Source organism: Herpetosiphon giganteus (genome assembly GCF_016907925.1).
Classification (GTDB): Bacteria; Chloroflexota; Chloroflexia; order Chloroflexales; family Herpetosiphonaceae; genus Herpetosiphon; species Herpetosiphon giganteus.
Window position 1 is genome coordinate 1 of sequence record NZ_JAFBCZ010000053.1, and the last position, 20,257, is coordinate 20,257.

The following is a 20,257-nucleotide window of genomic DNA, read 5'->3' on the forward strand; positions in this document are numbered from 1 at the left end:
CAAATGTGTGATGTTGAGCAAACATCGTGCTGTCGGTCAACAGCCTGAGGATTCTACCACAGCCATGCGTTCTTGTCAAATCGCGTGTCCGTGGGCGAAGGTCTCGGTTGTTGGTGTCCTGTCTGGCGAACCAGACGTTGCGTTGACAGCCCGTGGATTCTACCGCAGATCAGCGGCGTTGTCAAATGCGACCAAGCACGGAACCGCGAAGCGCGCGAAGGGCCACGAAGATGAGGCTATGGGCTATGGGCTGTTGGCTGTTGGCTGTTGGCTGTTGCCTTCTGATTTTTGCCTTTTGACTTCTGACTTCTGACTTTGGATTCATCCCTCATCCTTCATCCCTCATCCTTCATCCCTCATCCTTCATCCCTCATCCTTCATCCCTCATCCTTCATCCCTCATCCTTCATCCCTCATCCTTCATCCTTTTGCTCATTACTCGCCAACAGCACGCCGACGGCGGGTACTCACCGCTGAACCTTGCGATTGCAACACCGCCATATCCCGCAGAATGGTGCGCCGACTTACGGCCAAGGCATCAGCCAAATCATCATCGGTTGGCGCTGCTCCTGCATCGTCGGCTTCATCAAGCAATCGCTGCAAACGATGCATGCGCAATTCGCTACGATCATGGAAACGATTATCATCTGGTGCATGCAACGTCCAGACAACCTCAACCCGATCGGTATGGCTCAGCGATTTGCCCAGCGGCACATCGGCCCGCACCAATAGAACTTTGCGTTGAATATAGCCACCTTCAGAAAGCAGCTGGCTGCGCCCATACACCCGCGTAAGCCGCATCCATAGCCCAGCCATCGAGCGAATTGCCCCAGCCAACGGGGCAACCCGCTGCAATTGCAGCACCATGCCATGTAATTTCACATTATTGATGAATGAATCGCGCAAGGTTGGGTCGCGGAAGCGATTGGCTTGCTGCTGAATTGACGTATAGGCATTTTGCAAATGCAGCCGATCGCCATAGACCCAAAAACGCGTGAATTGCAACAAAACATCTGCATATAACAATTCTTTCTGATCGTACATCGCTTCGGCTTCAGCCAACATCGCTTGGGCTTCAGCAGCAAAACCACATAATTGGGCAGCTAAGGCATGCATCAAAATTGGCTGCAAAAATGCCGATCGCGCTTGTTGCCACATCGCCGTGCCACGCCGTAACAACGGTAAAGCTTGATCTGGCCGATTGCGAAAAATCTCCAGCGCGCCAATCGCCGCCAGCAAATACAAGCCTGCGCCTTGTTGCTGCGCTTGATCAAGCCACGGCTGAACTTCTTGGACGACCGTTTCTGCTTGCTCAAAATCGCCAGCTTCTAAGGCCACTAAAATCGTGACACTCTGGGCAAAAAAGGCCCAGTTGGAGTTTGGCGGCATCTTGGAATCACGAATCATCTGGCGCAAACGTTGGGTGGTGGCTTGGGCCATCTCGGTCAGGCCAATTGCGGTCGTAATAAAAGTCGACATGAACAAGCCCACACCCAGCAACCAACTATCATCAAGCGCTTCGAGCAATTCAATTGACTTGTTCATGGTGCTCAGCGCAGTTTCCCAATCGGCGTAGCTAATATTAACTTCGCCCAAAACTCGCAACACATTGCCCCGCGCCGGATACAAATAGGGGTGCAACTCGGTCAGGGTCAAGGCTTCAGCAGCAATCCGCTGGGCCACGCTGGTATGGCCAAGCATGCGATAGGCAAAAGCCAGCGAACACAACGAGGCCACTAAAACTGCATCATCGTGGCTGCTTCGCGCAAGCGCAACCGCCTGTTCGAGCAAGGGCAAACTGTTGCGCGGCTGCACCGCAGCACTGCTGATCAAATGAAAGCCATAGGTATGTAAAATTCGCGCTTCAACCGCTGGCAATTCGAGGCTTCGGGCCAAGGTCAAGGCTTGTTCGGCAATACTCGCCATCTCAGGCGCATTCGAATCGACCGAAGAAAGCACAATTCGACTCTCATAGACTTCGAGCAAGGCCCGTTGATCGCCCAAATTCAAGGCGAGGCTTTCCAAGCGTTCAACATCGGCACGCCATACATCGAGTTGGCCCAAAAACACCAAAATTCGTTGGCGCAAACCAAGCAAGCTCAGCTCCAAACGCTGATCACTGGGCAAACGCTGGTACAGCTCCAAGGCACGATTGGCATAATCGAGCGCCGTCGTGTAGGCATAGGCCTGCAACGCTTGTTCGCCAGCTTGTTGATAGGCAGCAATTGCCGCTGGCCAGCGCTGCGCCCGCTCATAGGCCCAAGCAATCGTTTCTGGGCGGCAAAGTGGCTGTTGGGCAAAATAATCAGCCGCCTGCTGCACCGCTGCTTGGCGTAATTCAAGCGCTAAGCTTTGCTCAACCGCCACCGCAATCAAATCATGGTAAAACTGAAAGCCTGCATGGGTCTGGGCTACCAGCCGTGTGGCTAAAAGATCAGGAATCGCCTGATCAACCTCAGCTCCAGCCACAAATCGCCATGCCGCTAATGTCCAGGTGCGGCCCAAAGCATTTGCCGCCGCCAAGGCCTGATGAGCCAAATGTGGCAACGCCTGCACCCGTTGCGCCACCAAAGCCTGAAACGAATGCTCGTGAGCATCACCACGATGCAGCAAATGCTCTTGGAGAAATAAGGGGTTACCAGCAGTCAAAGCATGTAAGGCAGCAATCTCGGCCATACTCGGAATTGGCACCTGATTCGGCCACAAGCGCCCAACTAAATGCTGAAAATCGTGCAATGCTAAGCCATTCAGCTTAACTGCTTGAATTGGCAACTCTTGGCGCATGCGCCGCAAAGCTTGCAACATATGGCTTGATTCATTGCCCCGATAAGCCAAAACGATGAGCAATCGCGAGCGCAACAAGGCTTGAATTTGGCTTGGCGACCATTGCAACACACTAAATACAACCCGCTGCGCCCAATGCAAATCATCAAGCACCAGCAATAATGGGGCTTGTTGGGTTACCGCCAACAACACTTGCAATAAGGCCGTCGCCAAACTTGGCCGATTGGCATGATCATGCTGGTTGAGTTGAGGCAAATCGGGCACAAGCGCCGCCAAACCAAGCCGCGTAATTGGATCGAATTGCTCAAGCAAGCGCTGATCGAGAATTTGGGTTAATGCTTGATCAAGCGGTGCATACGGCGAACTGCCGCCATTAATTTGAGCCGCACCCCAAGCCAGCTGAAAGCCCCGCGCTTGGGCTGCTTGGCTCAATTCGTGCAATAATCGCGTTTTGCCAATGCCAGCCGCTCCATCAAGCAAAACAATGCCACCACTATGGCTCAAGGCAGCATCCAAGGCATCGAGCAAGAGCGAACGTTCATGCGTGCGGCCAACAAACGGAATTTTCTGCCAACTCCCGCCAAACGTGGTTTGGCGCAAGGCTTGCTCAGCCAAGATTTGCTCGGCAAGCGCCGTGAGTTCAGCCATTGGTTCAACGCCCAAATCGCTGGCCAAACGTTCGCACATGTTGTGGTAGACCACCAAAGCCAAATGTGCTCGGCCAAGGCTAATCTGACAACGCATAATGAGCATCGCCGCCTGTTCATCAAACGGATCGAAAGCCTGCCAACGCTCAGCGCTGCTCAACGCCAAGCCATAATCGCCTTGGGCAAACGCATGCTGAGCCAATTTGGCAATTGTGGCCGCAAAGAGGGCTTGTAAGTCAGCCCGCGGGCCATCGAGCCATTCTGCATCGAGATCAGGCAATAATTCATCACGATACAACTGACATGCCAATTGCCAATCACTTGCTTGATCGGCGTAGGCTGCTTGCTGAAACAGGTGCAGATCACACCAAATTGGGCCAAGTTGCAGGGTTTGGGGATTCGCTAATAGCCATTGATCACAACTTGGGCATTGTTGGCGCAGCCGATAAAGCGCCGCTGAGAGCGCACGCCGTGCCTGCGGTTCGGGCAAATCGGGCCAAATTGTAGCTGCAAGCCGCAAACGACTGATTGGCTGGGGTTGATTGAGCGCTAAAAAGACCAATAACGCTGCCAATGGGCCATTGCCAAGCGCTATCTGTTGGGTGTTGTATTGCAGGCGTGGAGAGCCAAATAGGTAGAGCGCGCAATCTTGCATACGTCTATTGTAGTGGGCATGTCTAGAGTCTCAGGAGCATAGGTTGCGAACATTATCCACTTCAACGGCAAAAACCCAGCTAGGATGTAGGACTAATTGACCGTAGGAGGGCGTTAGATATGGTAGTATGATCAAAACTTAATCATTTGTTCGTTGCTTATTCATCGTAGCAATCTACACTGACAACTCAACCTGTTACGCAAATTCATTTCAATTGACTATGCCTAACAGCGGCGTATAATGGCAATAGACCGGTATTGCATTGGCGATACCATTCCTCAAGGAGGCTTGCAATGGGCTTAGGCGTACCAGAACTCTTAATTATTCTCGCAATTGTGATTGTGTTGTTTGGAGCCTCGCGGATTGGCGATCTTGGCAGCTCGCTTGGCCGTGGCATTCGTGAGTTTCGCCGTGGTGTGCGCGATGATGATGCCCCAGCAGCATCCGACGCGAGCAAAAACGAATCGAAATAACCAGCGGTTACAATTAACATGCATCGTTGAGGCACGTAACCCGTGCCTCACGTTGTTCTCACGGGGGGGCTATGACCGTTGCCCTGCGTTTCCTCGGCGTACCTTCAATACTCTACAATCAGCAACCACAGTCGCTTCCCAGCAAAGCGGTGGCCCTTTTGGGCTATCTTGCCGCCACAATCCAGCCTCAACGCCGCGAGCATCTTTTGGCATTGCTGTGGGCTGAAAGTAGCGATGAAGCTGCCCGCAAAAATTTACGCAATACGCTTTGGACAATCCGGCGCAGTTTAGGCGGCGAGATCATCTTGGCCGATGATGATCGCCTGCGCTTGCACCCGGATTGTGTCGTTGATCTTTGGCAGCTACGCAGTTTGGCAGAAGGTTTGGTTCAACCAAGTGTTGAGAGTTTGTTACAACTGGCCCAAGGCCCCTTGCTCGATGGGCTAATGTTGCCAGATGCCCCTGATTTTGATTTGTGGCTGGTGACTGAGCGCGAGCAAGTGCACTTAACCGTCATGCGTTTGTTCCAAACCGCCATTAGCAATTATCAAAAGCAGCAGCAATGGAGCCATGTATTAACCTTGGCCCGCGCCGCCTTGCGCTTCGATCCGCTCTCCGAATCGTTGTACCAGTCGATTATCGAAGCTCATTGGCGGCAGGGCGAACGCGCCGAGGCTTTGCGCCAATATGAGATGTTGAGCACAACCCTTCAGCGCGAATTGGGCATCGAGCCATTGCCCGAAACCCAAATGCTGCGCCAACGCATTTTGCAAACCAATCCGTTGCCCAGCCCAACCAATAGCCACGAGCCAGCCAAGCCTATGCTTGCAACGCCAACGCCTGAGCCAAAGCCAGTGCTCAAGCCGATCAAACGGCCAGCACCCCGCGAAACGCCGTTTGTTGGGCGGCAATATGAGCAGTTATTGCTCAATCAAGCGCTGATGCGCAGCAACGAACGCGGCTTGCAAGTTGTGCTGATTACTGGCGAAATTGGGGTTGGCAAATCGCGGCTCTGGCAGGAATGGGCGCAAAAGCTGCCCGCCGATAGCACAATGCTGTCGATGCATTGCCTTGAATCAACCAGAAGCCTGCCTTTTGCCCCAGTCACTGAGCTATTTGGCCAGCGCTTGTGCTTATCGCGCTTGTTTGCTGGCGATTCAGCGGTTGATCCGATGTGGTTGGCCGAGGTTGCACGCTTGCTGCCGCAACTGCGGGGCCATGTGCCCAATTTGCCCGAGCCACCAGTCTTGCCCGCCGATGAAGAGCGACGGCGCATGTTCGAGGCCTTTGCCCAATGTCTGCGCGCCGTGATGACCAACCATTTGGTAATTGGCATCGACGATTTGCACTGGGCCGACCAAGCAACCGCCGAATGGCTTGATTATGTGGTCGATCGCTTGCGCGATTTGCCAATTGTGATCGTCGTAACCTATCGTTCCGAGGAAGCCAATGCCCGTTTGCAACGCTTGGTTGTTGGCTGGCAACGTGGCAGTTTGGTCACCCGCATCGATGTGCCGCGGCTTGATCAGGCAGAAACTCGCCAGCTCTTGAGCGAATTGGGCTATGCCAATCCTGATGATCAGACTTTGCTCGAACGCAGCGCTGGCAATCCTTTGTTTTTATTGGAGCTTTGTCGCACGGTCGATCAAACTGATGTGCCGCCGATGTTGGTTGATGTGTTGGGCACGCGCTTGGCGCGCTTGCCTGAACGCGCCGCCCAAATTGTGCAGGCAGCGGCGGTGCTCGACCCGTTATTCAGTTATAACGTGTTGCGCGAAACTGGCGGACGCTCCGATGAAGATACGCTTGATGGCCTCGATGGCTTGCTCAACGCCGCAATTTTGAAGGAACAAGGCGATAGTTATACATTCAGCCATCCGTTGATTGCCACGGTTGTGCGCAATAGCCTTAGCCGCGCGCGCCGCACCTTTTTGCATCGCCGCGCTGCCCAAGCGCTACAACACGAATATAGCGATCATCGCGCGATTGCTGGACGCTTGCTCTTACACTATCGCGAGGCTGGCGAGGCTAAATTGGCCGCAAACTATGCCGATCAAGCGCTCGAACATGCGCTTTCGCTCTCTGCGCCAAACGAAGCAGTGGCCTTTGGTCAACAGGCAATCGAGCTTGATCCAACGCCTGAGCGCTATTGTCGTTTGGGCGATGCGCTGGAGTGGAATAGTGAAGTGCCTGCTGCCCGCGAGGTTTATCATACGGCGCTGGCGCAATATGAGGCGCAAGCCAATTGGCTACGGGTCGTGGCAGTTTGCACCAAACTTGGCCGTACCTATCTGGTGGTCGGGCGGCCAGAAGTTGTGATCGAATGGGCCGAACGCGGTTTGGCCATCTATCACAAGCATGCACTCGAAAATCAATTGATCGAAGCCGAATTGTTGTTGCTCTTGGCAATTAGCCAGCGTTTGGCGGGCTATCCTCTAAATGTTGCCTACGAGAATATTCAAGCAGCCTTAGAAGTCGCGACTGCACAGCAAAATCACTCGTTAATTGGGCGTTGTCAGTTTGAGCTTGGCAATATTTTGGCTCAGCGTGGCGAAATCAAAGCAGCGGTCGATACCTTTGCGTTAGCAATTTCCAGCACCGCCGCCACCAACGAGCAATATCAAATTATCTTGGGCTATAACAATGCAGCCTATAATGCTACGCTGATTGGCGATTTGCTGACCGCGCACAGCCATATTGAAGCAGGCTTGCACTTAGCCGAACAGTTGGCGCTGCGCGTGCCATTGCAATATTTGTATAGCACCCGCGGCGAAATTGCCTTGGCCGAAAAGCATTGGGACGAAGCAGAAGCATGGTTTGAGCGTGGCATCAGCGTGGCTCAAGCCAATGGCAATGCGGCGCAGGTTGCCAATTATCGGGCCAATTTTGGCTTAGTTGCTCGTGGTCGCGGCGATCTCGATCAGGCGTTAGTGCTGATGCGCACGGCGCTTAGCGAAGTTGAGTTGCTAACCGCGCCATTTTTACAAACCCAAATCAACATCTGGCTGGCTGAAATTTGGCAAGAACGCCACGATTATTTGGCGGCAAATGCAGCGCTGCAACGCGCCAAGCAAGCGGTTACTTCAGAACAAGGCTTTTTATATAGCCGCGTACAGCAATTGCAAAACCAGCTTGGCAACCTGCAACCAGCAATGGCGCAGCAGCGTTCTATCTAGGTATAACTATCGCCAAGGAGCTAGAATGCTTGAAGCACCCTATAGCCATAGCGAACTAAGCGTTGTTTTAGAACGTGATGTTGCCAGTGTGAGCGATACGATTTTGAGCTTGACTCCTGAGGAATGTTTCGCCCATCCGCCAAGAGTCTGGTCGGCTGCTGAAAATGTGCTGCATCTGCAACAATTGAGCAGGGTTTTTATCCTTGCCTTCTCAGTGCCACGTTTTACTTTAGGCATGTTGTTTGGCAAGCCCAAGCATCAAACCCGCGATTATGCGACGATTGCCAGCAGCTATCAAGCGGCAATTGCTGGCGGCTTCGAGGCTCCGGCCTATTCGATTCCCACCAAACCGCAAGGCCCGTTCAACCAGCAACGCCAACAAGCCTTAGTCGAACAGTGGCAAAAAATCAATCAGCGTATGCTCGAATGTCTGTTTTATTGGGATGATGCGGTGCTTGATCAGTATCAAATACCGCACCCAGCGTTGGGGAAATTGACGGTGCGTGAGATGCTGTTCTTCATGCATTACCATACACAAATGCATCTCAACCAGATTACCAAATTGCGCCAAAGCCAGGCCAGCAGCCAGTTGGCAGCCTACTAGCTGCCCATGCATAGGCTTGTGACAATCATTGACATAGAACAAAAGTTCTACTATAATTTTCTTCAGTGATAAACGAGCATATACGTTTAGCCTGAGGAGGCCTTATGGCGGTCACAAGTCGTAATTTGCGAACAAATCATCCGCGGCAATGGGCGGGGCGGCGACTTGTCCGAGTAACATCCCCCCAACAAGCGCTCCGTCGCGCACAACAACAACTTCAACAACCAACCGCGACGCTGCCGGAAATTTGGTTCAATCGGTTTATGTGGGCAGGGTTGGTGGTACTTTTAGCCCTACTTTTGGGCACGCTCAGCGGCATTTTTGGGGTCTGGTATGATGATTTGCGCTATGGTCGGCCACGGGTTTCGCACTTAGCGGCAACGGTTGGCCATGAAGAAGCGCAGGGCTTGCCCAGCGAATTTATGGCCATCAATTTGAATCGGCGGGTGGTTGTGTTAGAATTCCCTGGAGGCGATGCAAGCAAAGCGCGCACGCTGATTGGCCCATATCTCTTTGGCGCAGGCGAAGATCTGACCCCCATCACGCTTTCGACCCACGATCTCAACAACGATGCCCGGCCAGAGCTATTGGTCAATATCAAAAACGAACAACTTATTTATATCAATCAAGCCGATGGCTTTCGGATGATCACTGCTGCTGAACAAGCACATTTGTTAAACCAGCAACAATGAGTGGTCTCCGTGCCAGGAGAACCCATCCATGTTATATGGTTTTGATGATTTTTCTTCGCGACGACGCACCCTCTTTTTGATTGCGCTGGCGGCTGCCTTGGTTTGGATGATCGTGCAGTTTCGGGGTCGCAGCAATGCCTTTTATAGCTCGATGAGCGCCCCAGGTCAACCAGCCCAATCAGCCAGCGGCAATCTTTCTGGCTCGTTCGGGGCACTCGATGGCGATAGTATTATCGGCGTGCCAACAATCTCTGCTGCCAAAATCGATCAAGTGCTCGCTTCTTACGATTCTCCAGCAACTGGCAAGGGTCAAGTGATATATGATATGGGTATCAAATATGGCATCGACCCAGCCTATTGTTTAGCCTTCTTCATTCACGAATCGACCGCCGGAACCCGTGGAGTTGCCACCGTCACTATGTCGATTGGCAATATTCGCACAACGCCTGGCTACGAAGATTATCAAGGCTACCGCAAGTATCCCAGTTGGGAAGCAGGCATCGAAGATTGGTACAAACTGATTCGCAATTTATATATCGACGAATGGAAACTGACGACAATTCAAGCAATTATTCCAGTGTATGCGCCCCCAGTTGAAAACGACACCAATAACTATGTCGAAATTGTGCGCACATTGGTCAACTCATGGAGAGCAGCAGGTTCATGAATTGGTATGATTTGAGCGATAACAGTAGTAATTATAAACGTGGTGCGGTTGCGCTTGGCTTGATTGTGGTGCTCTTTTTGTTAGTCAATCGTCCTGCAACTCCCACAATTAGCGCATGGCGCGGCGAAACCACCAATGTCGCTGGCTTGTCTGGGGCGGCGATTCAGGTTGGCCAAGGCGATACCTTGGTTGCCCCGCCCAATATCTCCAGCGATCAGCCATGGGGCAATCCGGTAGCTGGCAATCGGGTCGTGATGACTCAAGGCTACGGGGTTGGCTCGCACGCTCCTGCTGAAGTTTGGGGCGCAATCGATTTAGCTGTTGATGGCGATGGCGATGGCGCTGCTGATCCAGCTGGCTCAGTCGGCGCACCTGTGCGTGCAACCATGAGCGGCTATATCGATGTCACCGCCGATTCATGGCCAGCAGGCAATCACGTTTGGGTGATTGGCAACGAATATAAAACTGGCTATGCTCACCTTTCCGAGTTCAAAGTCAAGGATGGCGATTATGTCGAACGCGGCACAATCATCGGCACAATTGGCTCAACGGGATCATCGAGCGGGCCGCACCTTGATTATCAAATTTGGCATAATGGGGTAAACCAAAATCCCCTCAATTTCCACCCATTACCCTAAGCAGTTTGGTGCTAAAATAGGCTAACGAAAAGCATGAATTGTCGATGATAATTCATGCTTTTCTGTATTCAACAGTCTACTCTAGCGCAATGAGGCCCTATGGCTGTAGCAACGCTCACCCCCCAACAATCGCTGACTGAGCGGATTCGAATTTTAATCATTTCGCAAGCGATCATGATTAGCCTGATTGGCATTGCTGCTTGGTTTTTAGTCGAAATTCCGCAGGAACGGGCTTCAGTCTTTTTGGGCTTGAGCTTAGTCGCAAGTATTACCGCAGCACTCTATTTCCTGCGCAAGTCGCGTTATATCAGCCAACTGGTGGTGCTCAATTTTCTGCTCATGGTTGGGGTAATTGTGCTAACCGATGCGCGAGGTGCTGAGTTATCAGGCCTGACGTGGACGCTGTATCTGATTTGGCCAACCTTAACTATGCTGGTTTTACGCAATTTAAAAGCGGTGATGATTGTCAGTGTGGTAACGCTGACAGCGCTGATTACGTTTCCACTGCTTGAAATCTATGGCGTGATTGCGATTCCGCTGATTTTGCCTCAAGCAACCTTGCTGCTCAAACTCATTATCTTAGTGGTTGTGTTTTTGATTTTGACCTCGATGATGATTGTAATTGGCCTTGCTGACCAGCGTAGCCAAAAAGTGCTTGCCGAACACACAGCCGTCATTACCACCCAACAAACAGAATTAGCCCAAGCCAACCAATCGTTGCAAGCTGGCAATAGCCAACTCCAAGCGCTGGCGCAACGCCAAGAAAACTTGCTTAATCAGATTCAGTTGCTCGAAGCGCCAATTATTCGCCTAAGCCATAACGCGATTTTGCTGCCAATTACCGGCATGCTCGATCAACAACGAATTAGCCATATTCACGATGCAATTTTGCAACAGATTTATCAATTGCGGGCGCAACACTTAATTCTCGATATGACAGGGGCGTTGTTGCCTGATGCCAGCGTCTTGCCTGCCTTTGGCGATTTGCTGGCGGCGATTAAGCTCTTGGGCTGCGAGGTACGCGTTACCGGCATGACCAGCGAGATTGTACAGCAATTGGTCTTTACTGACATCGATTTAGGGATTTTTGGCAAAACTGGTCAGCTAGAGCAATTGATTCAAGAGGTTTTAGCACCAAGCTTAAAACGGAAATAGTTCTTCAACTGAGATTAATTGCAACGAGCCGGTTGGACATTGGCTCAAACAGGCCCGATCATCGTAGCCCGCGCATAAATCGCATTTGCTGGCGACGGTTTTTGGTTGGCGTTGCACCGATTGCTTTTGCATGCGCTGCCAGAGCTGCCAGAGCGGGCCATGTTGATTTTGCAAGTAGATCGTCTGCGATTCGACCGCATCGTAGGGACAGGCCACAACACACTCGTTACAGCCAGTACAGGCATCGGTAATCCGCAGCGCGCCATTATCATCCCACTGAATCGCATTTTCGGGGCAGGCCTCGACACACTCCGCGCCAACCCGACATTGACGACAACTCTGAGTAATATCCCATTCTTCAAGAGTAGCAGCATTCAGATGCATGCGGGTTTGGCCGAAACGCTCGGCACAAGCCTGCTCGCAAATGCGGCAATCGGGCGGACATTGGGCTGGCTGACGCACCAAGACATGCGAGCCGCGAAACATGCCATAGCGCACCGCAACTTTGATCAAATGTTGGCGGGTTTGGTCGCCGCGCACGCGCTCTGAGTGGTGCATCCGCTCGTCGATAACGCGGCGCACCGCTGCCTCAAGTGATGGATGTTGGGCTACTTGCTCGGCAAAAACAGCGCCTGGCAGTTGCAAGCAGCGAGTTGGCGTTAAACAGCGCAAAGTTGCATTATGCGGCGTTGCCGAAAGCAGCGCCATCTCGCCAAAAAAATCGCCATCGCTGAGCGTTGCCACGATCATGCCATGCTGTTCAACCGCAATTTGGCCTTGTTCGATCAAATAGAGTGCTTTGCCAGGCGAGCCTTGCTCGAAAATAACTGTGTTGCGGCCAAACTCTTGGCGCGTGAGTTGAGCCGCCAATAAAATGCGTTCCTCGATGCTGACATGGCTAAATAACGGCACTCTGCTGAGCGCGCTAATCGCGCGGCGCTGCGTATAACTGGCTTCGATCAAGCGCATAAAGACTGGCAAATGTTGCTTTTTTTCGTGCAAGCGCTCAATTGACCATTGCAAGGCGAAAATTTGGCTTTGGGCTTGCACTGCATACAGTAGCGAGTGCGAGCTAAAAAAGATGCTATTGCCAAAAAAATCGCCTTCGGCCAACTTGCCAATTGAAATCGGCTCGCCATCGCGATCAAGAATCACCGTATCGGCCAAGCCACTCAAAATCACATAGCATTGGCTGCTGCGTAAACGGGCAATCGGAATTGTGTCGCCTGCTGCAAAGGCCCGAAAAGTCCCAATCCGCGCCAAAATGGTGGCTTCGTTGATGGGTAATTCGGTCAAATTGGGCAGGCTACGCAACGCATCAATTTGGAGATTGAGTGCCAGAGGAGCCATGGTTTTAGCCTCGATTATTGGGTTTGTTGGTAGTGATAGGGCAAACTGCGCCGCATATGTTCGTCGGCCATTTGCCATGAGTGATTGGCATTTGGCACGACCCCGCTGAGCCGATTGTGCGCCCCAACTTCGCGAAGTAGTTCATCGAGCCGCGCGCCACGGTAATAATTGACATTTGGTTCAGCTGATTCAGGGCCATATTCAATTAACCATTGCAATTTTGAAGCCTGCGCGCCATCAATTCGCAGCAACGTCAATGGATTATGTTGCGCTGCAAAAGTGTGATCGCGGGGCACGCCAAAGTTGGCATCGAATAAACTGCGTTCGAAAACACTATCGCGGGCAGCGATAATTTCTGCATTCTCAGGGTCATCCCAAAAGAAAAGGCCATCATACGCGCCGACCGAAGCCCACTCGTTGGGGTGGCGCAAGGCTTGATTGACGCTGATAAAACCGCCCAACGAAAAGCCATCGAGCGAACGATGTGCGCCGCCAAACAGCACCGGATAATGGGTTTCAACGTAGGGAATCAAATCGCGATAGATAAAATCTTCAAAGCGCCCACTGCCAAGCGTTGGGTCAGCAGCAAGTTCTGGCGCATGGAGATTAATGCCCAAGCTATGCACCGCATCGTTGGCGTTGGTCATGCCTGGAAAAACCAAAACCATCGGGCCAATCCGATTTTGGCGGCGCAACTCTTCATAAACATCAAGCACATTGCGATTACCGCCGCGCGTGCCATCCTCGTTTTTGTTGATCCACTCGCGCTCGTGGCCACGGAAGAGATACAAACTAGGAACCCGTAAGTTTTCGTCGCTGCGTGCTTCAATTGGCAGATAAATATAAAATGTGCGGGTAATGCCCAAGGCGTTGCTGAAAAAATCGACTCGTTCAACCCGCTCATCGTAGATTTTAGTTGGATCGCGTTGGCGATCAGCCCAAGCGACGACAGCGCCTTTGACCTGCGCACCACTGGCAGCAATCTCTCGACGATTGGGAATTTCGCTGCCATCAAGCGCTTTCTCGACGTTCTGCCACGAGCCACGAGTTAATTTAAACTCAAGTTGCAAACCATGGGTAAACGGCCAAGCGCCATAAGCAATATCGGCGCTGCGCGAAAGCACATAGGTCGGATCGTTGGGTCGCCACTGATTAAACGAACCAGTTAGGTACAACTGGTCGCCTGGGGCGGTATCGGCAGGAATTTTAAACTCAAAATTGACCAACGGGGTGGCTTCGAGCGGCGTTGGTTGGGGAATTGAGCGCTGCCGCCCAACCATAAAGCCCAAGCCAAACGCCAAACCCAGCCCAACCACAAACAAAATTAACGTCAACCACATACTGCGTGCTCGCTTCAACGCTGAACAAGATCGTGATAGGCACCACGATAATAGAGCAACGGCGAACCATCGCGCAGGGTCACATGCTCAATTTGGCCAATAAAAATGGTATGATCGCCGCCATCAACTGCCTGATACAAGCCACATTCTAGGTTGGCCAACGCTCCATCGAGCAACGGCGCAATGCCATGGCCTACTCCAGCGATAATCTCTGACCAATCGTGTTTCTGCGGGCCAGCAAAATGGCGCGACAGGGCTTCTTGATCGCTGCTTAAAATATTGATTGCAAATGCCTTGGCCTGAAGCAACACATCGCGCATCGGCGAACGATTATCAATCGAAATAATTGCCAAGGCTGGGTCTAACGAGAGCGAAGCAAAGGCGCTAACCGTCAAACCATAGGGCTGGCCATCGACGACCGTGGTAATCACGGTCACGCCACTGGCAAAACGACTCATCGCTTGCCGAAACAAAGCAGGATCAAGCGTCATCGAGATATTCCTCTTTACACAATGCTGCGGGTATTGTAACGAGGTTCAAAGGGCAATGCAAGATGAGGGGTCAGTTGTTAGTGGTTAGGGGTCAGTTTTAGCCCGAAGACGTGATCCACGAACGACACGAAGGGTTGAAACCGCGAAGAACGCGAAGCACACGAAGCAATCTTTTTAGCCACGAATTGCACGAATTGCACGAAGCATTATTTTTAGCCACAGATTGCACAGATTAGTTTGATTATCTTCCCATAGCCCATAGCACAACAGCCTAATCGCTGATCCCCGACCCCTGAATCCTGACCTCTGACCACTGATCCCTATGCTCTATGTTCTATGCTCTATGTTCTATGCTCTTTGCCTGCTATTTGCCGCGTGCTAGGCCTCTATGCTATTATCGCTGCTAGAATTACAGGCTTATTTGCTCCAACAGCGTTGCGGGGTTTGGCTCCCGATGGCTGCCTGGCGCTCCCCTTGCTGAGTTAGGAGTTTAAAACTTCATGTTGACGATTGATGAAATTTTATCGCGTGGCGTTAGCGAAGTGATTGTTGAGGCCAACGTTCGGCGCAAATTGAATACAGGCAAGCAGCTTCGGCTCAAATTGGGCATCGATCCCACCCGCAGCGATATTCATATTGGCCATGCGGTGGCGTTGCGCAAAATGCGCCAATTTCAAGAGCTTGGCCATACGGTTGTGTTGATTGTTGGCGACTGGACAGCCCAAATTGGCGACCCAACAGGCCGCGACGAAAGCCGCCCACGCTTGACCGTCGCAGAAACTCGCAGCAACGCCGAATATTACATGGATCAAGTGTTTAAAGTGATTGATCCAGCCAAAACTGAGGTGCGCTGGCAAAGCGAATGGTTCGGCCAATTCGACCTTGAAAAAGCCTTTGGCTTAATTGGGCGTTTTACCGTCAACCAAATGCTCTCGCACGACACTTTTCGCAAGCGCTATGAAGCTGGCCAACAACTAACCGTGCTTGAGTTGATGTACCCCATGTTGCAAGCCTACGATTCGATTGCAATCAAACCTGATATTGAGTTTGGCGGGACTGACCAAAAATTCAATATTTTGGCTGGGCGGCAATTGATGGAACAAATGGGTATGGAACCGCAGGATGTGATTCTTGTGCCCTTGATCATCGGCACTGATGGCCGCAAAATGAGCAAAAGCTTCAACAACTCGGTTGATATTTTGATGTCGCCCAAGGATAAATATGGCAAAATCATGTCGATGGGCGATGATGTTTTGCCAGTCTATTACGAAGTCTGGAGCGATACGCCAATTGCTGAGGTCAAGGCGATGGCTGAAGCAATCAAAGCTGGCAGCGTCAATCCACGCGACCTCAAAATGCAATTGGCGCGCGATATTATTCGCCAGCTCGATGGCGAAGCCGCCGCTGCCGAAGCCGAAGCCGAATTTGTGCGCGTGTTTCAGCAACGCGATTTGCCCAGCGAAATGCCTGAAGTTCAGCTGACTGAAGCCGCCAACATCATCGATTTGTTGGTTGCAACCAAACTGGCAGCCAGCAAAGGCGAGGCTCGCCGCCTGATCGATGGCGGTGGCGTGCGCTTGGCGGGCGAGAAAATCAGCGGCTACGATAGCGTTGTTCAACCAGTTGGCGAACAGATTTTACAAGTTGGGCGGCGCAAATTTGTGAAATTGCTCAGCAATTAGCGCTAGATGCGAGGGTGCTGTGGCGGGTTTTGGCTCGTCACAGCAAAAGGCTTATGGATCAACCATTTCCGTTGGCGACCGCTTGTTTTAAATGTTGGCGCAGAGTTCAAGAACGTAATTGCATTGTGCATGGCTATGGCGATGCCAAGGCCAAAGTGATGTTTGTGGGCGAGGTTCCCGAAAGTTTGGGAGCCAACCAAACTGGCGTGCCATGGACGCGCACCGTGGCGGGCCAGCGTTTGCAAGTGCTGTTACGCGCCTTGCGGCTACGCACGGCCTCAGACCCAGAGCACGAAGAACCACGCTTGGTTGGAGCCTATTTGACCTACATGGTGCGCTGTAGCACCCACGCCGATAGCCCACCAACCATGATCGAAACCTCGAATTGCGTTGCCTACCTTTGGCGCGAAATCGTGCTGGTCAATCCACGAATTATCGTGACCGTTGGCGAAGCGCCAACCAGACTGATGTGCGCGAAATTGTTTGGCCATGTGCCAGGCAATGTCGAATCGATGCATGCCCAGCCATTGCCCGTCGATCAACGAATTCTGCTGCCGATGATCGATCTCGAGACCATCACCAAAGAAGAAGCCCACGTTTTTGCTCGCGTTTTATCGGCACTGTTGGAAGAGTAGCAAACTGGGTTATACTCTTCTCCAGAGAATTTCAGAATCGCGAAATTTCTCCCTTTTCACTAAACTTGCTAGGTTTTGGCCTAGCCTTAAAGCGAGCAAAAGGTATGTTACGGTTTATTCTCAAACCTGATCGTGATAAATCAATTCGCCAACGCCACCCATGGGTTTTTAGCGGGGCAGTCGCCCGCCGCTCTGGGCCGGTGCATCCTGGCGAAACCGTCGATATTGTTAGCTCCGAGGGCGTGTGGCTGGCGCGGGGCACTGCCAGCACCCACTCGCAAATGATTGCGCGGCTATGGACGTGGCAACGTGACGAAGAGCTAGACCCAAGTTTTATTCGCCAACGGATCGAGCGCGCGATCAAAGGCCGCGAACAGCTGCACAACGATCCGCAAACCAACGCCTATCGCGTCATTTTCAGCGAGAGCGATGGCTTGCCTGGCTTGATTGTTGATCGTTTTGCTGATTGGCTGGTAGTGCAGTTGCTCACACAAGGAGCGGTTGCCCACACCGCCATCATCGTCGAAGCCTTGGCCGAATTAATGCCTGTGCGCGGCATTTACGAACGCTCCGACGTTGAGATTCGGGCGCGCGAAGGCTTGGGCGAGGCCGAAGGTCTGCTGTGGGGCGAAGCTCCGCCTGATCAATTGACCATTCGCGAAAATGGCTACGAATTTGTGCTCGATTTGGCTGGTGGCCAAAAAACTGGCTGGTATGTTGATCAACGGGTCAATCGCATGCGGGTTGCTCAATATGCCAAGAATGCTGATGTACTGGGGGTTTTCTCGTACACTGGCGGTTTTGAGGTACTAGCAGCGGGCGCAGGCGCTACCTCAATCACGGCGGTTGATAGCTCGGCGGCGGCCTTGCGTGGCTTACACACCAACTTAGCCCAAAATGGCTTGCACACGTCGGTTACTGCGGTCGAAGGCGATGCCTTTAAGATTTTGCGCCAACTGCGGGAAGAAGGCAAGCAATACGATCTGATTGTGCTTGATCCACCGAAGTTTGCCCACTCGCAGAGCCAAATCGATCGCGCGACGCGCGGCTACAAAGACATCAATATGCAAGCCTTTCACCTGTTGCGGCCAGGTGGCGTGTTGGCAACCTTCTCGTGTTCGGGGCTGATTAGCGCCGATCTTTTTCAAAAAGTGGTGTTTGGCGCAGCCTTGGATGCTGGCCGCGATGCCCAAATTATCGAAACCCTCACCCAAGGCGGTGATCACCCTGTCTTGTTGACCTTCCCAGAAGCGGCCTATCTCAAGGGATTAATCTGCCGGGTCTGGTAGCCGTTGAGGATTTGCAATGGCGTATCGTTTGCTCAATGAAGGCTCGATCACAACGCCCGCTGGCTTTCGGGTAACCGGCATTCACTGTGGCCTGAAAACCACCAGCCGTGATCGTGACCTTGGGTTGTTAATTACCAAAACTGGTTGTACAGCAACTGGCCATTTTGGCGCAACCAGCGGCATCACTGGCGCTTGGACAACCGCCAACTTGCGGCGCAACGCCGAGGATGTGCGGGCGGTGCTGCTTTTGACTGGCGTTGATGGCGGGCGCGGAGCCAGTGCCGTCCACAATTGTCACGAGTTGGCCAACCTGCTGGCCGAAGAAGCCTGGATCAAACCGGAGCAAGTGGTGTTGTTGGCTGCTGGCGCAGCTGGCCAATTCGACATGGATTTGCTGCGGCGCGGTGTGCCACGCGGGCTTGATGAGCTTGATAGCAAGGGCGGGCGACGCTTAGCACTGGCCTTGGCCCAAGAGCCACATCCCACCGCCCAAGCAGCGGTCGAAGTTGAAGCGAGCGATGGCACGAGCGCCAGCATTGGGGGCTTAGCAAGCAGTGGCGATGCACCACGTTGGCTGATCACAACCAATGCCAAGCTCTCAACCCGCTTGCTGAATCGGGCAATGTTGCAATTGCTCGAAGACTACCCAGACCTTGATCAAGCTGCGGTGCTGATTTTGGCGAATCCTAGCGCCAGTTTAGCGCCAACCAGCAGCAACCAAACAGCTTATGGCGAATGGTATGCAGGTTTAGCAGGATTAATTGCCCATTTGAGTGAACACATTCGTTAGCGCATTGGTTTCACAGCTATGACCATGGTACAATTAACGCCAAGGCCATAGCTGTGGCAGATGAGAGCGCTTATGCAACGATTACCTTTGTTTCCTTTAAACGTGGTGTTGTTTCCTGGGGCACAATTGCCGCTGCATATCTTCGAGCCGCGCTATCGCACCATGATTAGCCGTTGTCTTGAGGAAAGTAAGCCGTTTGGGGTGGTGCTGATTCGCGAAGGGGTTGAGGTTGGTGGCTCGGCAGTGCCGCATATCGTTGGCACAACCGCCGAAATTCAAAGCGCCTATCGCTTGGCTGATGGCCGCATGTACATCGTCACCGAAGGCCGCCAACGCTTCCGCATCAACTACCCGCTCAGCGTCGACCCATATATGGTTGCAATGGTTACGATGCTTGATGATGAGGTCAACGAGCGCCATCAAGCAGCAGAATTAACCGAACTGCATTCGCAATATCATCGCACAGTTGCCGCGGCGACTGGCATGCGCTCAACGGCGATTGATCTGCCCAGCGACCCAGTTGCATTAAGCTATATGCTGGCCGATTCGATGCAAATGAGCTTGCCAATCAAACAACATTGGCTTGAATCAGACCTCGATCAACGGATTCATGAGCTAATCGAAGCGCTCCAATTTGAGCTAGAGCTCTTGCCGATCATTCCGCCTGACCAGTTGGATCGTGAACCACCTTTTGAAAACACTTCGTGGAATTAAGTGCCACGCAACGCTTATGTTAATTGCTAGTGTTCGCCTTGAACTCTTCATCCCCGCCGTGCATTCGCTCAAAGAAAAACGCAGTGTGCTTAAATCGGTCATTACCCGCTTGCGCAACGAATTCAATGCTTCAGTCGCCGAAGTCGATGAGCACGATCGTTGGCAACGCGGCGTGATTGGCGTTGCCTGTGTTGGCAGCGAAACTCGCTATCTCGAAGGCCAAATCGATGCCATCATTCGTTGGATCGAGCATAATCGGCCTGATGTGAGTATTGTGGATATTGAGCGCGAGCTGTTGTAAGTTCGATCCCTCACCCCAACCCCTCTCCCGTGGCGCGGGCTAGCGTTCAAGGGTAGGTTGTTAATATCCCCTCACCCCAGCCTTACAAGGGTAGGTAGTTAATCGATGCGATGTACAAACGGCAGAGAATCCGCGTATACTGGACGTGTCAGCAGCCAGTGATCCGAGGAATTCT

General features: G+C 52.3%; 17 protein-coding genes and 1 pseudogene. 14 read left to right on the forward strand and 4 right to left on the reverse strand.

The annotated features are described in order from the left end of the window. A pseudogene (locus tag JOD20_RS25520) lies at positions 1-313 on the forward strand (hypothetical protein); the annotation flags it as partial. Between the two features lie 121 nt (positions 314-434). On the opposite strand, the gene JOD20_RS25525 reads toward JOD20_RS25520, so the two are convergent. Continuing rightward, positions 435-4,085: an AAA family ATPase gene (locus JOD20_RS25525; protein ID WP_204757997.1), complete on the reverse strand. Its 3,651-nt coding sequence runs from the start codon at positions 4,083-4,085 to the stop codon at positions 435-437. 293 nt (positions 4,086-4,378) lie between these two features. Between JOD20_RS25525 and tatA the strand changes: the two genes are divergently transcribed. The 7 genes from tatA (at position 4,379) to JOD20_RS25560 (ending at position 11,490) form a co-directional block, all read left to right on the forward strand. After that, positions 4,379-4,558 carry a twin-arginine translocase TatA/TatE family subunit gene (tatA, locus tag JOD20_RS25530; RefSeq protein WP_054535939.1) on the forward strand — a complete coding sequence of 60 codons (180 nt, stop codon included), beginning with the start codon at positions 4,379-4,381 and terminating at the stop codon, positions 4,556-4,558. Positions 4,559-4,629: 71 nt separating this feature from the next. Beyond that, entirely contained in the window at positions 4,630-7,734 is a 3,105-nt protein-coding gene (locus JOD20_RS25535; RefSeq protein ID WP_204757998.1) for an ATP-binding protein, read from the forward strand. A gap of 25 nt (positions 7,735-7,759) precedes the next feature. Beyond that, positions 7,760-8,338, forward strand: a complete 579-nt coding sequence (locus JOD20_RS25540) for a DinB family protein (RefSeq protein WP_204757999.1) — start codon at positions 7,760-7,762, stop codon at positions 8,336-8,338. A gap of 104 nt (positions 8,339-8,442) precedes the next feature. Beyond that, positions 8,443-9,030: a hypothetical protein gene (locus tag JOD20_RS25545; RefSeq protein WP_204758000.1), complete on the forward strand. Its 588-nt coding sequence runs from the start codon at positions 8,443-8,445 to the stop codon at positions 9,028-9,030. A 28-nt stretch (positions 9,031-9,058) separates the two neighbouring features. Further along, the gene (locus JOD20_RS25550; RefSeq protein WP_204758001.1) at positions 9,059-9,697 is read left to right on the forward strand and encodes a glucosaminidase domain-containing protein; all 639 of its coding nucleotides are present in this window, start codon (positions 9,059-9,061) and stop codon (positions 9,695-9,697) included. After that, positions 9,694-10,335, forward strand: coding sequence for a M23 family metallopeptidase (locus tag JOD20_RS25555; RefSeq protein ID WP_204758002.1), 642 nt, complete (start codon positions 9,694-9,696; stop codon positions 10,333-10,335). The genes JOD20_RS25550 and JOD20_RS25555 overlap by 4 nt, the downstream gene beginning before the upstream one ends. A gap of 99 nt (positions 10,336-10,434) precedes the next feature. Continuing rightward, positions 10,435-11,490 (forward strand): STAS domain-containing protein, encoded by a 1,056-nt coding sequence (locus JOD20_RS25560; protein WP_204758003.1) that lies wholly within the window; start codon positions 10,435-10,437, stop codon positions 11,488-11,490. Here the strand turns inward: JOD20_RS25560 and JOD20_RS25565 are convergent. From JOD20_RS25565 to JOD20_RS25575, 3 genes are read right to left on the reverse strand one after another with little or no spacing between them, the layout of a single operon-like run. Next, positions 11,476-12,840 carry a cyclic nucleotide-binding domain-containing protein gene (locus tag JOD20_RS25565; RefSeq protein ID WP_204758004.1) on the reverse strand — a complete coding sequence of 455 codons (1,365 nt, stop codon included), beginning with the start codon at positions 12,838-12,840 and terminating at the stop codon, positions 11,476-11,478. The genes JOD20_RS25560 and JOD20_RS25565 overlap by 15 nt on opposite strands. Positions 12,841-12,854: 14 nt before the next feature. Next, positions 12,855-14,180: an alpha/beta hydrolase gene (locus tag JOD20_RS25570; protein WP_204758005.1), complete on the reverse strand. Its 1,326-nt coding sequence runs from the start codon at positions 14,178-14,180 to the stop codon at positions 12,855-12,857. Positions 14,181-14,194: 14 nt separating this feature from the next. Beyond that, entirely contained in the window at positions 14,195-14,671 is a 477-nt protein-coding gene (locus JOD20_RS25575; RefSeq protein WP_204758006.1) for a flavin reductase family protein, read from the reverse strand. A gap of 500 nt (positions 14,672-15,171) precedes the next feature. Here JOD20_RS25575 and tyrS point away from each other — a divergent pair, with 500 nt between their 5' ends. From tyrS to JOD20_RS25605, 6 genes are all read left to right on the forward strand, one after another. Beyond that, complete coding sequence (tyrS, locus tag JOD20_RS25580) at positions 15,172-16,353, forward strand: tyrosine--tRNA ligase (protein ID WP_204758007.1); 1,182 nt, start codon at positions 15,172-15,174, stop codon at positions 16,351-16,353. 53 nt (positions 16,354-16,406) lie between these two features. Next, a complete protein-coding gene (locus JOD20_RS25585) occupies positions 16,407-16,988 on the forward strand; it encodes a uracil-DNA glycosylase family protein (protein WP_110519138.1) in 582 nt (193 codons plus the stop codon). A 104-nt stretch (positions 16,989-17,092) separates the two neighbouring features. Then, positions 17,093-18,277 carry a class I SAM-dependent rRNA methyltransferase gene (locus tag JOD20_RS25590; RefSeq protein ID WP_204758008.1) on the forward strand — a complete coding sequence of 395 codons (1,185 nt, stop codon included), beginning with the start codon at positions 17,093-17,095 and terminating at the stop codon, positions 18,275-18,277. A gap of 16 nt (positions 18,278-18,293) precedes the next feature. Then, positions 18,294-19,067, forward strand: a complete 774-nt coding sequence (locus JOD20_RS25595; RefSeq protein ID WP_204758009.1) for a bifunctional ornithine acetyltransferase/N-acetylglutamate synthase — start codon at positions 18,294-18,296, stop codon at positions 19,065-19,067. Positions 19,068-19,139: 72 nt separating this feature from the next. Further along, on the forward strand, positions 19,140-19,781 hold the full coding sequence (locus JOD20_RS25600) for an LON peptidase substrate-binding domain-containing protein (RefSeq protein WP_204758010.1): 642 nt from the start codon (positions 19,140-19,142) through the stop codon (positions 19,779-19,781). Positions 19,782-19,797: 16 nt separating this feature from the next. Further along, positions 19,798-20,082, forward strand: coding sequence for a DUF503 domain-containing protein (locus tag JOD20_RS25605; protein WP_204758011.1), 285 nt, complete (start codon positions 19,798-19,800; stop codon positions 20,080-20,082). The last annotated feature ends 175 nt before the right edge of the window (positions 20,083-20,257 follow it).

What these genes read in the sequence shown, in the direction of transcription:
- JOD20_RS25525 (WP_204757997.1), bottom strand. Translation starts at nt 4,085, where the DNA reads ATGCAAGATTGCGCGCTCTACCTATTTGGCTCTCCACGCCTGCAATAC.
- tatA (WP_054535939.1), top strand. Translation starts at nt 4,379, where the DNA reads ATGGGCTTAGGCGTACCAGAACTCTTAATTATTCTCGCAATTGTGATT.
- JOD20_RS25535 (WP_204757998.1), top strand. Translation starts at nt 4,630, where the DNA reads ATGACCGTTGCCCTGCGTTTCCTCGGCGTACCTTCAATACTCTACAAT.
- JOD20_RS25540 (WP_204757999.1), top strand. Translation starts at nt 7,760, where the DNA reads ATGCTTGAAGCACCCTATAGCCATAGCGAACTAAGCGTTGTTTTAGAA.
- JOD20_RS25545 (WP_204758000.1), top strand. Translation starts at nt 8,443, where the DNA reads ATGGCGGTCACAAGTCGTAATTTGCGAACAAATCATCCGCGGCAATGG.
- JOD20_RS25550 (WP_204758001.1), top strand. Translation starts at nt 9,059, where the DNA reads ATGTTATATGGTTTTGATGATTTTTCTTCGCGACGACGCACCCTCTTT.
- JOD20_RS25555 (WP_204758002.1), top strand. Translation starts at nt 9,694, where the DNA reads ATGAATTGGTATGATTTGAGCGATAACAGTAGTAATTATAAACGTGGT.
- JOD20_RS25560 (WP_204758003.1), top strand. Translation starts at nt 10,435, where the DNA reads ATGGCTGTAGCAACGCTCACCCCCCAACAATCGCTGACTGAGCGGATT.
- JOD20_RS25565 (WP_204758004.1), bottom strand. Translation starts at nt 12,840, where the DNA reads ATGGCTCCTCTGGCACTCAATCTCCAAATTGATGCGTTGCGTAGCCTG.
- JOD20_RS25570 (WP_204758005.1), bottom strand. Translation starts at nt 14,180, where the DNA reads ATGTGGTTGACGTTAATTTTGTTTGTGGTTGGGCTGGGTTTGGCGTTT.
- JOD20_RS25575 (WP_204758006.1), bottom strand. Translation starts at nt 14,671, where the DNA reads ATGACGCTTGATCCTGCTTTGTTTCGGCAAGCGATGAGTCGTTTTGCC.
- tyrS (WP_204758007.1), top strand. Translation starts at nt 15,172, where the DNA reads ATGTTGACGATTGATGAAATTTTATCGCGTGGCGTTAGCGAAGTGATT.
- JOD20_RS25585 (WP_110519138.1), top strand. Translation starts at nt 16,407, where the DNA reads ATGGATCAACCATTTCCGTTGGCGACCGCTTGTTTTAAATGTTGGCGC.
- JOD20_RS25590 (WP_204758008.1), top strand. Translation starts at nt 17,093, where the DNA reads ATGTTACGGTTTATTCTCAAACCTGATCGTGATAAATCAATTCGCCAA.
- JOD20_RS25595 (WP_204758009.1), top strand. Translation starts at nt 18,294, where the DNA reads ATGGCGTATCGTTTGCTCAATGAAGGCTCGATCACAACGCCCGCTGGC.
- JOD20_RS25600 (WP_204758010.1), top strand. Translation starts at nt 19,140, where the DNA reads ATGCAACGATTACCTTTGTTTCCTTTAAACGTGGTGTTGTTTCCTGGG.
- JOD20_RS25605 (WP_204758011.1), top strand. Translation starts at nt 19,798, where the DNA reads ATGTTAATTGCTAGTGTTCGCCTTGAACTCTTCATCCCCGCCGTGCAT.